At 43.2% G+C, this 13,113-nt stretch carries 11 protein-coding genes; 6 read left to right on the forward strand and 5 right to left on the reverse strand.

Going from position 1 to position 13,113, the window contains the following annotated elements:
- Positions 1-5: 5 nt before the first annotated feature.
- The 3 genes from ABD873_RS07855 to ABD873_RS07865 all read left to right on the forward strand — a co-directional run bounded on the left by ABD873_RS07855 (position 6) and on the right by ABD873_RS07865 (position 6,790).
- The gene (locus tag ABD873_RS07855) at positions 6-1,556 is read left to right on the forward strand and encodes a S10 family peptidase (RefSeq protein ID WP_345066929.1); all 1,551 of its coding nucleotides are present in this window, start codon (positions 6-8) and stop codon (positions 1,554-1,556) included.
- Positions 1,534-3,954 carry an alpha/beta hydrolase family protein gene (locus ABD873_RS07860; RefSeq protein WP_345066932.1) on the forward strand — a complete coding sequence of 807 codons (2,421 nt, stop codon included), beginning with the start codon at positions 1,534-1,536 and terminating at the stop codon, positions 3,952-3,954. The genes ABD873_RS07855 and ABD873_RS07860 overlap by 23 nt, the downstream gene beginning before the upstream one ends.
- Before the next feature lie 130 nt (positions 3,955-4,084).
- Positions 4,085-6,790 (forward strand): M14 family metallopeptidase, encoded by a 2,706-nt coding sequence (locus tag ABD873_RS07865; RefSeq protein ID WP_345066935.1) that lies wholly within the window; start codon positions 4,085-4,087, stop codon positions 6,788-6,790.
- A gap of 71 nt (positions 6,791-6,861) precedes the next feature.
- Here the strand turns inward: ABD873_RS07865 and rsmG are convergent, their stop codons facing one another.
- Positions 6,862-7,497, reverse strand: coding sequence for a 16S rRNA (guanine(527)-N(7))-methyltransferase RsmG (gene rsmG / locus ABD873_RS07870; RefSeq protein ID WP_345066938.1), 636 nt, complete (start codon positions 7,495-7,497; stop codon positions 6,862-6,864).
- A 43-nt stretch (positions 7,498-7,540) separates the two neighbouring features.
- Entirely contained in the window at positions 7,541-8,683 is a 1,143-nt protein-coding gene (locus ABD873_RS07875; RefSeq protein WP_345066941.1) for a glycosyltransferase, read from the reverse strand.
- A gap of 129 nt (positions 8,684-8,812) precedes the next feature.
- Between ABD873_RS07875 and tgt the strand changes: the two genes are divergently transcribed.
- Genes tgt through ABD873_RS07890 form a run of 3 tightly spaced genes read left to right on the forward strand, consistent with a single transcriptional unit; the run spans position 8,813 to position 11,950 of the window.
- Positions 8,813-9,943: a tRNA guanosine(34) transglycosylase Tgt gene (gene tgt, locus ABD873_RS07880; protein WP_345066946.1), complete on the forward strand. Its 1,131-nt coding sequence runs from the start codon at positions 8,813-8,815 to the stop codon at positions 9,941-9,943.
- A gap of 38 nt (positions 9,944-9,981) precedes the next feature.
- On the forward strand, positions 9,982-11,064 hold the full coding sequence (locus ABD873_RS07885; protein ID WP_039052657.1) for an LptF/LptG family permease: 1,083 nt from the start codon (positions 9,982-9,984) through the stop codon (positions 11,062-11,064).
- 7 nt (positions 11,065-11,071) lie between these two features.
- Positions 11,072-11,950: a DMT family transporter gene (locus tag ABD873_RS07890; protein ID WP_345066951.1), complete on the forward strand. Its 879-nt coding sequence runs from the start codon at positions 11,072-11,074 to the stop codon at positions 11,948-11,950.
- A 6-nt stretch (positions 11,951-11,956) separates the two neighbouring features.
- Here the strand turns inward: ABD873_RS07890 and mnhG are convergent, their stop codons facing one another.
- The 3 genes from mnhG to ABD873_RS07905 are packed head-to-tail and all read right to left on the reverse strand — an operon-like array spanning position 11,957 to position 13,111.
- Positions 11,957-12,373, reverse strand: a complete 417-nt coding sequence (gene mnhG, locus ABD873_RS07895; protein WP_345066954.1) for a monovalent cation/H(+) antiporter subunit G — start codon at positions 12,371-12,373, stop codon at positions 11,957-11,959.
- The gene (locus tag ABD873_RS07900) at positions 12,366-12,638 is read right to left on the reverse strand and encodes a monovalent cation/H+ antiporter complex subunit F (protein ID WP_345066957.1); all 273 of its coding nucleotides are present in this window, start codon (positions 12,636-12,638) and stop codon (positions 12,366-12,368) included. The genes mnhG and ABD873_RS07900 overlap by 8 nt, the downstream gene beginning before the upstream one ends.
- The gene (locus tag ABD873_RS07905; RefSeq protein WP_345066960.1) at positions 12,635-13,111 is read right to left on the reverse strand and encodes a Na+/H+ antiporter subunit E; all 477 of its coding nucleotides are present in this window, start codon (positions 13,109-13,111) and stop codon (positions 12,635-12,637) included. The genes ABD873_RS07900 and ABD873_RS07905 overlap by 4 nt, the downstream gene beginning before the upstream one ends.
- Positions 13,112-13,113 lie beyond the last annotated feature (2 nt).

The following is a 13,113-nucleotide window of genomic DNA, read 5'->3' on the forward strand; positions in this document are numbered from 1 at the left end:
CTGCCATGAAGAAAAACATTCTATTGTTAAGTTTCATTATTGCTAATATATTTCTTGGAAAAGGTGTGGCGCAAAGTTTGGCGCCCACCATTCCGAGAGGACCTCAGTACAGTAAAAACAAAGCTGTCGAAACACTTAAACACGACACTACTGTGGTTACGTCCAATTCAGCCATAATTCCAGGGGTTGTTGAAACCAAGCATACTGCCAAGCTACGCACGGGAACTATTGAATATAAAGCTCAGGCAGGATATATTCAGCTTAAAGATGAGGATGGTAACCCTAAAGGAAACGTGTTCTTTGTCGCTTATGTAGCGACCAACAAAAAGGACAGACCTATAACTTTTGCCTTTAATGGTGGACCAGGCTCTGCCTCGGTATGGGTACATATGGGTTTTATGGGACCGAAGCGTCCTACCCTGACAGATGAAGGAGATGCTGTATATCCTTATAGCTATGGCGACAATCCGGAAACATGGCTAGACAAGACTGACCTGGTATTCATAGACCCCATATCTACAGGATATAGTAGAGCGGTAAAAGGGGAAGACCCTAAGCAGTTTCACGGTTATATCGAAGATGTCCATTCCGTGGCAGACTTCATACGTCTTTATGTGACAAAATATGAACGCTGGGCTTCCAAAAAATATATTATGGGAGAGAGTTATGGTACCCCGCGTGCAGCAGGACTAGTGCAATACCTTCAAAACCGCTACAGCATGTACTTCGACGGTGTGATTATGCTGAGCTCTATTTTGAATATGCAGACAGCTAGGTTTGAAATCGGCAACGATTTGCCGTACCATCTATTTTTGCCTACCTATACAGCTACAGCATTTTATCACAAAAAGCTTGAACCTAGTCTGATGGGTAACCTGCGCAAAACATTGGATGAAGTGGAAAAATTTGCAAATACCGAATATATTCTTGCATTGAACAAAGGTTCAGATCTTACAGACCAAGAAAAAGATCAGATAGCTACCAAATTAGCACGTTACACCGGTCTGTCCAAAAAATATATTTTGGAAACAAACCTTCGTATCAATATCCATAAGTTCTGTAAAGAATTGAGAAGAGATGAGGGGTATACCGTGGGGCGGTTGGATAGTCGTGCCGTGGGACGTGACTATGATGATAGCGGCGAACGAATGGAATTCGACCCGGCAGGAAATACTGCAGGAACCTTTGCTTCTGCCTTCAACCACTTCGTCCGTACGGAATTGAAATATAAAAACGATCTTCCTTATGATTTTTCAGGCGGCGTAGGGCAGTGGAATTATAACAATGTACAGAACAAATATCTGAATGCTTCGGAGTTGCTAAGACAAGCTATGTCAAAAAATCCAAACCTAAAAGTGTGGGTTATCGCAGGATATTATGACCTAGCTACACCTTACCATGCTGCGGAATACGTGGTGAAACATATGAACCTTCGTCCAGAACAAAAAGAAAAGGTATCTTTCACCTATTATAAAGCAGGACATATGGTATATATGCCGAAGGATTGTATGATACAGTTAAATAAAGATGCAGATGAATTTTATAAGAAAAACTAAACAGAACTATTGGAAGGCAGGCTTTGTCCTGGCTTTCTTATGCACCTCTTCTTTAGGCTATGCACAGGAGGCTATCAAATATCAGCTGCCTCCTCAGTCTATAGTAGATTTGGTAGATGCGCCGCAGATCCCGGAGGAAAATTTCAGTCCGGACGGCCGTTATATGCTGGTGCTTGATGTGCCAGGGTTCCAAACAATAGAGCAGATATCGCAGCCGGTATTAGGTGTAGCAGGATTAAGGATAAATCCTCTAACGAACACGACGGTAGCGGAAAATCCTGGAACATATAAAGGAATAAAAGTACGTGATTTGAAGACAGAAGCTGAATTCTCTATTGCAGGACTACCACAAGTGTTAGGTATGGCCGACATCAAATGGTCGTCACAGCCCGGCGTGTTTGCTTTCTTAAATAAATCCTTACAGGATACCGAACTTTGGATAGCGGACCTAAACAGCAAGACAGCAAAAAAAATCCTTAGTAAAGTAAATGATACTTATGGAACAACTTTCCAATGGACAAAGGATGGTAATACACTGCTCGTGCAGCAGGTAGTGACCAGCAGAGGAGAGGTGCCGGTACAAAACCCAGTACCCACAGGTCCTGTGGTGCAGGAAAACCTAGGAGGTATTACTCCTTCCAGGACATACCAGAATTTGCTTTCCAACGCTTATGACGAAAGGGTAATGGAATATTATCTTAGCTCCGAGTTGGTTCTGGTTGACCTGTCCGGCAATGCTAGACCTTTAGGTGTCAAAGGTATGTTCAAATCAGTATCTTATTCTCCTGACGGACAATATCTGCTGATACAGAAAGTGGTAAGGCCTTACTCATATTTAGTTCCTATACATCTATTCCCTTCGGAAGTTTCGGTTTATTCCTCTACTGGCTCGAAGGTGAAAGATATTTATACGCTTCCGTTGGCGGACAAACTGCCAAGCAGTTTTGATGCGGTATTGGATGGCCCTCGTGATTTTCAATGGCGTAAAGATAAGGGCGCTTCATTGATTTTTGTGCAGGCCTTGGATAAGGGTAATCCTAATGTGAAATCGGATGTTCGTGATGAACTGTTTGAGCTTGCTGCACCCTTCGACCTTTCCGGTGCACAGAAAATCTATTCGGGCAACTACCGCATCCGTAGTATTGAATGGGGTGATGGATTTGCCATTGTGGGAGAAAACTGGAGAAAGGACAGATCGTCAAAACTTACTTTGTTGAATACGACAACAAACCAAGTGATTCGAGTCTTATCAACACGCAAGTCCGAAGATACCTATACCGATCCGGGAACATTCATCAAGAATGAAAAAGGATTCTTATTAACAGATGGCAAGGGAGCTGTCTTCACAAAAGGCCAAGGGGCATCTCCCGAAGGTGATAGACCTTTTGTGATGAAGTGGAATGTCAACAACGGACGTCAGGATACTTTATATAAGTCAAAAAGAGGATATTATGAGGAGCCGCTCTTTTTTAACAATACGGGAGTGGTGTATGTGTCTAGAGAGTCGGCCAAAGATGCTCCTAATGTTTTTGCCATCAACCTGAAGAATAAGAAAGAGCAGAAGATTACCGACTTTGCAGATCCATATCCAAGCCTTGCAAATGTTAAGAAGCAGCTGCTGTCGTACAAGAGGAAGGACGGCCTCACCCTCTCAGCAGTACTATATCTTCCTGAAAACTTCAAAAAAGGCGATACGCCCCTACCTGCATTCATCTGGGCATATCCTCGAGAATTCAAAACTAAGGAAGCGGCAGGTCAGGTGAAAGGCTCCCCTCATAAATTCCCGCGTTTAGCTTTTCGTTCACCGGTATATTGGGTGACGCAAGGTTATGCGGTAATCGATCAGGCCGATATGCCTATTGTAGGTGAGGGATCAGCCGAACCAAATGATACTTTCGTAGAACAAATCAAAGATAATGCGGAAGCATTGATTGATTATGTGGCGGAGATGGGAGTCGTAGACCGCGATAGGATAGGTGTGGGAGGACACTCTTATGGTGCTTTTATGACGGCTAACCTACTGGCACATACGGATCTTTTTGCTGCAGGTATAGCACGTAGTGGTGCCTACAACCGTACGCTCACCCCTTTTGGTTTCCAAGGAGAGGCACGTACCTATTGGGAAGCAAAAGAAACCTATGATAAGATGTCCCCGTTTAATTATGCTCCTAAGATCAAGAGACCTTTGTTGCTTACACATGGTATGGACGATGAGAACTCAGGAACCTTTCCAATACAGAGTGAACGTCTGTATGCGGCGATTAAAGGTCATGGAGGTATAGTACGCTTAGTGATGTTGCCTAAAGAATTCCATGGTTATAGAAGTCGTGAAGGTGTTCTTCATACATTTTGGGAACAACACCAGTGGCTAGAGAAATATGTAAAAAATAAGAAATAGGTAATATCCATGGCTGTTTGCTGGGTGATTTTTAGTATGAAAATATCCAACAAACGGCCTATTGAAGGGAAATAATTAAAGTTTGTTGTGGTCTCCCTTCGGGGGAGTGACCATCCTATAACAAAAGCTTATGAGAAGAAAAATATTAGTGCCTCTGATTACTCTTTTTTTGGCGACGTATGGCGAGGCTACATTTGCACAGCAGGTTACGAGTCCTAAGCGCCATTTCGGATTCCGGATAGGTGATGATTATATGCTGGCCAATTACAAGCAGATGGAGAGCTACTTTCTTAAGGTAGCGCAAGAGTCTGACCGTGTTCTCATCCGAGAGGCGGGCCTTACCGAAGAGGGACGTAAGCAGTATCTGTTGATTGTCTCTTCACCTGAGAATTTGAAACATATCGAGAAATACCGCGGCATTTCGCAGCGTCTAGGCCGCGCGGAAGGTCTTACGGATTCGGAGGCCTTACAACTGGCCAAAGAAGGCAAGCCAGTAGTATGGATTGATGGCGGGATGCACTCCAATGAGACTGTAGGGTCGCATCAGCTGATAGAAACCCTTTACCAGCTGACCAGTCGCAATGATGAGGAGATCTTGCGTTATCTAGACAAGGTTATCATCCTGATGTGGCACGTAAACCCTGATGGTCAGGATCTTATTGCAGACTGGTACATGCAGTATGAGGATAAGGAGAAGCGTAATATGCACATCCCGGTGCTGTACCACAAGTACGTAGGACATGACAACAACCGAGATTACTTCATGTTCAACCTGAAGGAGACGGAGAACTTGGCGAAAGTGATGTATATAGACTGGCTACCGCAAATTATCTATAACCACCACCAGACCTCTCCTGATGGGACGATAGTGGCAGGTCCTCCATACCGGGATCCATTCAACCACGTTTTCGATCCCCTCCTGATAACGGGCATCGACGGGGTAGGGGCAGCGATGATCAATCGTCTTAACGTGGAGGACAAGCCGGGATATGTACGTCTAGACCAGTCGACATTTTCGACGTGGTGGAACGGCGGCTTGCGTACTGCACCCTATTTCCGTAATATGATTGGTATTCTGACAGAGATCACGGGCAACCCTACCCCTTCGGTGATTCCGGCCGTTGCGGAGCGTCAGATTCCCCGGAACGGACTACCCAACCCTGTAGATCCACAGAAATGGCACTTCAGGCAGTCCATCGATTATTCGGTGTCGTTGAACTTTGCTATTCTGGATTACGCTGCACGCAATGGAGATCAGCTGTTGTACAATTTCTACAAGATGGGCAAGAACTCCATCGAGCGTGGCAGCCGCGACCATTGGACCAAATATCCTAAGTTTGCGGAGGCCATGGAGCGTAGCTATGATGAGGCGGTCAAGTCTGGGAAAGAGGCTAAGAAAGAGCCTACAGGCTATTACCGTTCGAAGATTATCCCGGACAGCTACTACGAGTCGGTGTACAAGAATCCGTCGAATCGCGACCCACGGGGTTATATCATCTCTGCCGACCAGCCTGACTTTGGCACGGCGATTAAATTTGTGAATGCGCTGATTAAGGGAGGGGTTTATGTATACCAGAGTACTTCAGACTTCACCTACGGAGGAAAGAGATATCCTAAGAACAGTATTGTGGTGAAGACGAACCAAGCATTTCGTCCTCAGATACTGGATATGTTCGAGCCGCAGGATCACCCTCATGATGTCCAATATCCGGGTGGTCCTCCTGTACGTCCCTACGATGCTGCTGGCTGGACGCTGGCCATGCAAATGGGTGTAGAGTATGACCGTATATACGAGGATATTACGGCGCCGTTGGAGCGTAAGCCATATGGAGAGCTGCTGAAAGCCCCTTCGGTAGAAGTTTCGGTTTCAAAGGTAGGCTATATTCTTCCTGCGCAGTCCAACGATAGCTTTCTTGCAATCAATCGTCTTTTGAAGTCGGGCCATAGAGTTTATCGAGATGAGCAGAGCAAGGACTTTTTTGTGGAACCTAGGGGGCGAGATATCGTTGTGCAGGTAGCCCGAGAGTACGGTGTTCGTGCTAGGGGTGCCACGGTAAAGTCATCACGTCTGAAGCCTATAGAGAAGCTTAAGATAGGTCTTTACGACTATTATGGAGGCTCTATGCCTTCGGGTTGGGTACGGTGGATTTTCGAGCAGTACGGTTTTGAGTACCGTCAGTTTTTTCCACAGGATGTCGACAGCCGAAAGATTGATGATTTCGACGTGTTGATATTCGTGGGTCAAGGTATCCCTACGGGAGATGGGAGCGGCTATCGTAGTAGACTGCCTGAAGCATCATTGGTGCCGGAAGCCTACAGACATATGTTAGGGGAACTGAGCAGGGATAAGTCAGTTGGGGTTTTGAAAGAATATGTAGAGAAGGGCGGCAAGATTATCACGATAGGATCGTCCAGTGCATGGGTTTACGGACTGAATATTGGTGTTACGAATCCGTTGGTAGAGCGTAATGAAGAAGGAAAGGAAGTGCCTCTTCCGAGCAACAAATACTATATACCTACCAGTATCCTTCGAGCAGATATAGATGTGTCAAAGCCTGAGAACTACGGTATGCCTGCACAGATAAACATTGTCTTCAACAACAGTCCGGTTTTCAGGATTGGAGAATCGGGACAGGTTTATTCATTGGGCAAGATCAGTACGGATAAGCCTTTGTTGAGTGGTTGGGCTCACGGTCAGCATTATCTGAAGGATACCCATATAGGTGTAGTGGCGACATTGGGCAAGGGGAAGGTTGTGGCGATAGGCCCGGAGATCACCAACAGAGCACAGGCGCATGCCACCTTCAAAATGCTGTTCAATCAGCTATATAAATAAGCTTGAAGCTAAAAAGTTAGGGCTGCACCTTTTGATGCAGCCCCAATTTTTTATTTCTTATAAGTAATATTTTACATCGGAATATAAACCACATATTTGGTATCGAAGAAATCCTCCTCAAAATAATCTGAGAGGGCATGAAGTTCGGCTTTGACTTTGGCTTCTTTGATTTCTTCTGTGAGATCGCCTCCTTTAAGGTATAGAATTCCGTTAGGAATGCCATTTTTATCTTTCTTTTCAAATTTGTTCCTTACCCAAGGAAGAAATTCGGCCAGCCTTGTTACAGCCCTTGAAACCACATAATCATATTTGTAGTCCAATTGTTCGGCGCGTATATGGTCGGCTTCCACATTGGTAAGTCCTATAGCTGCAGCCACCTCACGGACAACCTTAATCTTTTTGCCTATAGAGTCTACCAAATGGAATTGCACTTCCGGAAAAAGTATAGCCAACGGAATGCCGGGGAAGCCTCCGCCTGTACCTACATCCAAGATGCGAGTACCTGGTTTCAACTCAGTAACAAACTTGGCGATTCCCAAAGAATGCAATACATGTTTTAGATAAAGACTTCCTATATCTTTTCTGGAAATGACGTTAATTTGGTCGTTCCAAAAAGGATATACTTCTTCAAGCTGTGCAAATTGTTCTTTCTGTCTTTCTGTGAGTTTAGGAAAATATTTATAAATGATATCTACTGTAGGATCCACGGTATTTTATTTTATGATTTGACGTATTCGGAAAAGCTATATGCTATTTCCATGTTTTTTGAGTTTTCTTACGGTTGAATATGCCGTTAATGCAGATGTAAAAATAATAAAACACATCCAAAATGAGCAGCCACCAAATCAAATCCTTGACAGCAAGCTTCTTGTATATAGGTACAAAAACGAATAACTGGCAGATGTATCGGAAGACAAACATACCTGCACCTACAAACCATAGATTAGGATAGATGCTGAGGCAGATTATAAGCATAATATAAAAGAGTAGAGCACTGAGCAACTGTCTTGCCAGCATGCGTTTATGTTGTCTTTTGTATAAGACGGAAGCTCCAGCATGACGACCCTTTTGTTTGTAGTAACTTCTCCAGCTATCTTTCGGTACGGAATATACGTGCGCATCCGGATGGATGGCAATATTGACGTTTGTCTTGTTGGCATTGTGGTTGACAAAAAGGTCATCATCACCCGATTTGATGTGCATATGAGCGTTGAAGCCCTTTCCTCGGAAAAAGAGGGATTTCAGGTAAGAAAGATTTCTTCCCACTCCCATATAAGCATTGCGCTTAAGAGCGTAGGAAAGATAACTCATAGCCGTATGGGTGGTTTCAAAGCGTATAAGCTTGTTCAAGAATCCCGCGCGACGGAAGTATGGCGAATATCCTAAAACGATTTCTTTACCTTCGCTGTAGGCTCCGGCCATTTCTCTTAGCCATTGGTTGCTATTGGGTTGACAGTCCGCATCGGTCATAATCAGATGTTCGTACTTGGCAGCTTTAATACCTAGAGTGAGAGCAAACTTCTTTGAATTTTTGAGACGTATATTCTCTTTGATATCTACTACACGAAGGTGCGGATATTGGGCAGAAAATTCTTTCAATACCCATTTGGTGTCGTCCTGTGAACAGTCGTTGACGACGATAACTTCAAATTGAGGGTAATCTTGCTCCAAAACGGAAGGTAGAAACTGCTTAAGATTTTCTTCTTCGTTGTACGCACAAATGATGACGGAAACGGGAGGCTGATGCTCGGAATCCTTATAAGACTTTACCTTATAGGCAGCCAACTTGCTGTACACAAAAAGGATATAATACAGCTGGATTAGTAAAAATAACCCTAATATGCCGTAAAGGACGTACGATATTTTGATAACTATGTTAAGATCCCATTCCATACGAAGATTCAAAGATAGAATGATATTTTCTAATATTCAGTGAAAACGTCAAGAATTCCTAATAAAATCAACCAAATGAGGTAGGGTAAAATATTTATAGTATTTTTGCAGACGAATTTAAACAACTATATGAAATTTACGCTTCAGGCTAAAGATAAACTCTCCAAAGCAAGGGCAGGGGTAATAGAGACAGCGCATGGAAAGATAGAGACTCCTATCTTCATGCCCGTAGGAACGGCAGGGACGGTGAAGGCTGTGCACCAGCATGAGCTTGTCAACGATATTCAAGCACAGATCATCTTGGGAAATACGTATCACCTGTATCTAAGGCCAGGCTTGGAGGTGCTCCAGAAAGCCGGAGGACTACATAAGTTTAATGGATGGGAGAGGCCTATTCTTACGGATTCGGGAGGCTATCAAGTGTATTCGCTTACCGAAGTACGTAAAATCAAAGAGGAGGGAGTGACATTTCGTTCACATATAGACGGATCAAAACACCTCTTTACCCCTGAAAATGTCATGGACACCCAGCGAATCATTGGCGCAGACATCATCATGGCCTTTGATGAATGTACGCCATATCCTTGTGACTATAACTATGCTAAGCGCTCATTGGATATGACCCATCGTTGGCTGAAGCGTTGTTGTGACCGTTTTGACAGCACAGAACCCCTGTACGGTTATGAGCAGACCTTATTTCCTATAGTTCAGGGATCTGTGTATAAGGACCTGCGTATAAAGTCGGCAGAAGTCATTGCTTCCTTCAATAGGGAAGGGAATGCTATAGGAGGTCTTTCTGTGGGAGAACCAGCGGAAGAGATGTATGCCATGACAGAAGTGGTAAACAGCATCTTGCCGGAGGATAAACCCCGCTACCTTATGGGAGTAGGTACACCGGTGAACATTCTGGAAAATATAGCCTTGGGCGTGGATATGTTTGACTGTGTGATGCCTACACGTAATGCACGTAATGGCATGCTTTTCACAAGAAATGGTATTATAAATATCAAAAATGAGAAGTGGAAAGACGACTTTTCACCTATAGATGCCGAAAGTGATCTCTTGGCAGACCGTGTCTATTCCAAAGCTTACTTGCGCCATCTGATCAAGTCGCAGGAAATTCTAGGAGCTCAGATAGCGTCGTTGCACAACCTGCATTTCTATCTGTGGTTAGTAAAGCAGGCTAGAGAGAAAATCGTTGAAGGCTCCTTCTACGACTGGAAAGAAAAAATGGTTAAAATTTTAGACCAAAGGCTCTAAAGTTTTTTACTTTCATCATAACTATTTATTTTGGAGCAATGAATATCATTGATCGCTATATCTTCAAGAAATATATGAGCACCTTTATCTTTACGGTGGCCATATTTATTGTTGTCATAGTGATTTTTGATGTTTCGGAAAAGCTGGATGACTTTTTGAAGAATAAGGCATCCTTCTCCGATGTGCTTTTCAGATACTACGCTTTGGGCTCTGTTCCTTTCTTCTTAAACATGTTGACCCCGCTGATAAACTTTATTGCGGTGATATTCTTCACGTCGAAGATGGCAGACCAAACAGAGATAGTTCCTATCTTGAGTGGGGGGATGAGCTTCAACCGTATGTTACGTCCTTACATGATTGGAGCCTTCCTCATTTTTGCTTTCACCTTGATTTCAAACCTGTGGATTCTTCCCGCTACCAATCGTATAAAGGTCAATTTCGAAAATGTATATGTCAAGCCGCATAAGGTGAGTCATAACACTGCATCGACACATATGCAGATTGATAGTGCTACCTATGTGTATATCGACAACTTTGATACACGTCTATCTATTGGTTATAATTTCGTGTTGGAAAAATTTGATGGTCTGGAGCTGAAGGAAAAACTGATGGCTGACCGTGTGGTGTGGGATTCCACAACCAATAAGTGGAGGATAGAAAACTATACCAATCGTATCATTGACGGCTTGAAAGAGAAGATGGAAAAAGGCGATCGTCGTGATACTACTTTGGATATGCGTCCACGCGATTTTGAAGTGTATGAGAATGTTTTTACGGCAATGACGACGAAGGAGCTCAACGAACGTATACGCAAGGAGGAAATCCGTGGAACAGGGATGATGACGGACCTTCTGCTGGAAAGATACAGGCGTTGGGTAACGCCATTTGCTGCATTTATCCTTACCTTAATGGGGGTAGCCCTTTCTTCGAAGAAGGTTAGAGGAGGTATAGGATTGAGTTTGGGAATAGGTATAGGATTGAGTTTTACCTATTTGGTACTCAATCAGTTTACTACAATGTTTTCGTTGAAGGCCGGATTTCCTCCGTTGCTGGCAGTGCTTACGCCGAGTATAATATTTTTAGTCTTAGCCTTGGTTCTACTTAAAAAAGCACCGAAATAGTTTACTTATGAATTTTTTTGAACGTCACCGTAGTTTACTAACGCTTCACTTTACGGTGCTTATCTGGGGATTTACCGGAATTTTGGGATCGCTGATTTCTATTCCCGCCTTGCAGCTGGTTTGGTATAGGGTGTTGATTGCGGGAGCGACTTTGGCAGTTTATCATTGGATAGCCAAGAAAAGTGTAGGGGTACCAGCTAGCCAGATGCTTAAGTTTATGGGTATTGGAGTGCTTGTAGGCTTGCATTGGTATTTGTTTTTTGAAGCTATCAAGGTGTCTACAGTATCTGTGACATTGGTCTCACTTTCTTCCATGACACTTTTTACTGCTATTTTAGAACCTATTTATTATAGGCGAAAGCTTTCAATAGGAGACATCATAGTAGGGCTTATCATCATTTTGGGGATATATCTTATCTTCAAATTTGAATTTCAATATTGGTTAGGGATATTGCTGGGGTTGGCGGCAGCAGCCTGTGCCAGTATTTTTTCCATCTTAAATAGCAAGCTCGTGAAGACTACTGAGCCCAGTATCATTACGCAATATGAAATGTTTGGAGCCCTGATAGGATTGTCTATAGTTATGCTATTTTCCGGTGGTTTTAATGCTGACATGGCTCTGAATGTCAGTGACTTTGTCTTTGTCTTTATCTTGGGAAGTATCTGTACGGCGTTAGCCTATGTGATGGGCGTTGCCGTGATGAAAAATCTGGGTGCTTTCACCGTAGCCTTGGTAAATAACTTAGAACCGGTATACGGCATTATCTTGGCTTTCTTCATCCTAGGTAGTACCGAAAAGATGAGTCTAGGCTTCTATGCTGGTGCAATTATTGTCTTAGGCGCCGTTTTTATCTATCCTTTGATAAGGAAGAAGATTAACGCGTAAGGATACTTATTTAGTTTCCTCTTCGGTGTCGGCGATTTGATCTTCTTCTCCCTGCGGTTCCGGCATTTCGTCACTGTTTTTCAGCCTATGGTTCTCTTTGTCGTACATACCTGCCAGCTCATCGATGATCGTATTTTTCCATAGTGGGGTGTCTGTAAAATAGGCTGCTCTGCCAATCATATGTGCCGCAATAGGAGAGGTGATGATTAGGAAAAATGTGATGGCCAAAGCCTTAGTACTCACCGAAATGTCAGGAAAGATAATAGCGGCACACAACAGCAGCAAGCCAACCCCCATGGTGGCTGCTTTTACGGTCACCGACAAACGTAAATAAAAGTCCGGCATACGCAGTATACCCAAAGAAGCAAAGAAAATAGCAAATGCTCCTATCGTACTTAATATAGCTATTAGAATATCAATCATCTTCTTTTTTTTCTATGTAAAATGAAAAGGCTACAGTTCCTAAAAAGGCTATAAGAGCCAACATGATGGCTACATCCAACAGGACTTTCTGATTGGAACGTATCGTAAAAATAGTAATGATGCCAATACCTATGGTGATAATAAGATCCAAGGCTATAACACGGTCTACCACTTTAGGACCCTTTATAAGCCTGATGAATACCAATATCACCGATATGGTCAGAATCGGCAGGATAAAATAGTCAAAATATGTTTCTAATGTCATCGTAATGCCTCCAATAATCGTCGTTCTAACCCTGTTTTCATCTGTCTCACAAATTTTTCCGGATTATCCAGATACATGACATGAATGTACATAGTTTTTCGGTCTTCACTTATATCCAATATCAATGTTCCTGGTGTGAGGGATATCATCATTGAAAGTAGGTTTATTTCTGTTTCTGTCCTGGCATTTAAAGGAAATTTTACTATTCCCGGACGCATAAAATAACGTGGCGTAATCACATCGTACGCAACCTGAAAGTTGGCTTTTATCATCTGCCAAATAAAATAAAAGACAAAGCTTATGATACGAGGAACCTTATAGAAATAGCTGCGGTCTCCTTCGTTGCGGTTCATGATCCATAGTATGCCGAACCCGAGCATGAATCCGAATACAAAATTGGTATAATACATCGAACCTGTAAGCGCCACCCAGATGAAGGACAGCAAGAGATTCATCAAAAACTGTTTAATCATAC

Source organism: Sphingobacterium thermophilum, from assembly GCF_039541675.1.
Taxonomy (GTDB): domain Bacteria; phylum Bacteroidota; class Bacteroidia; order Sphingobacteriales; family Sphingobacteriaceae; genus Sphingobacterium; species Sphingobacterium thermophilum.

What these genes read in the sequence shown, in the direction of transcription:
- ABD873_RS07855 (WP_345066929.1), top strand. Translation starts at nt 6, where the DNA reads ATGAAGAAAAACATTCTATTGTTAAGTTTCATTATTGCTAATATATTT.
- ABD873_RS07860 (WP_345066932.1), top strand. Translation starts at nt 1,534, where the DNA reads ATGAATTTTATAAGAAAAACTAAACAGAACTATTGGAAGGCAGGCTTT.
- ABD873_RS07865 (WP_345066935.1), top strand. Translation starts at nt 4,085, where the DNA reads ATGAGAAGAAAAATATTAGTGCCTCTGATTACTCTTTTTTTGGCGACG.
- ABD873_RS07875 (WP_345066941.1), bottom strand. Translation starts at nt 8,683, where the DNA reads ATGGAATGGGATCTTAACATAGTTATCAAAATATCGTACGTCCTTTAC.
- tgt (WP_345066946.1), top strand. Translation starts at nt 8,813, where the DNA reads ATGAAATTTACGCTTCAGGCTAAAGATAAACTCTCCAAAGCAAGGGCA.
- ABD873_RS07885 (WP_039052657.1), top strand. Translation starts at nt 9,982, where the DNA reads ATGAATATCATTGATCGCTATATCTTCAAGAAATATATGAGCACCTTT.
- ABD873_RS07890 (WP_345066951.1), top strand. Translation starts at nt 11,072, where the DNA reads ATGAATTTTTTTGAACGTCACCGTAGTTTACTAACGCTTCACTTTACG.
- mnhG (WP_345066954.1), bottom strand. Translation starts at nt 12,373, where the DNA reads ATGATTGATATTCTAATAGCTATATTAAGTACGATAGGAGCATTTGCT.
- ABD873_RS07900 (WP_345066957.1), bottom strand. Translation starts at nt 12,638, where the DNA reads ATGACATTAGAAACATATTTTGACTATTTTATCCTGCCGATTCTGACC.
- ABD873_RS07905 (WP_345066960.1), bottom strand. Translation starts at nt 13,111, where the DNA reads ATGATTAAACAGTTTTTGATGAATCTCTTGCTGTCCTTCATCTGGGTG.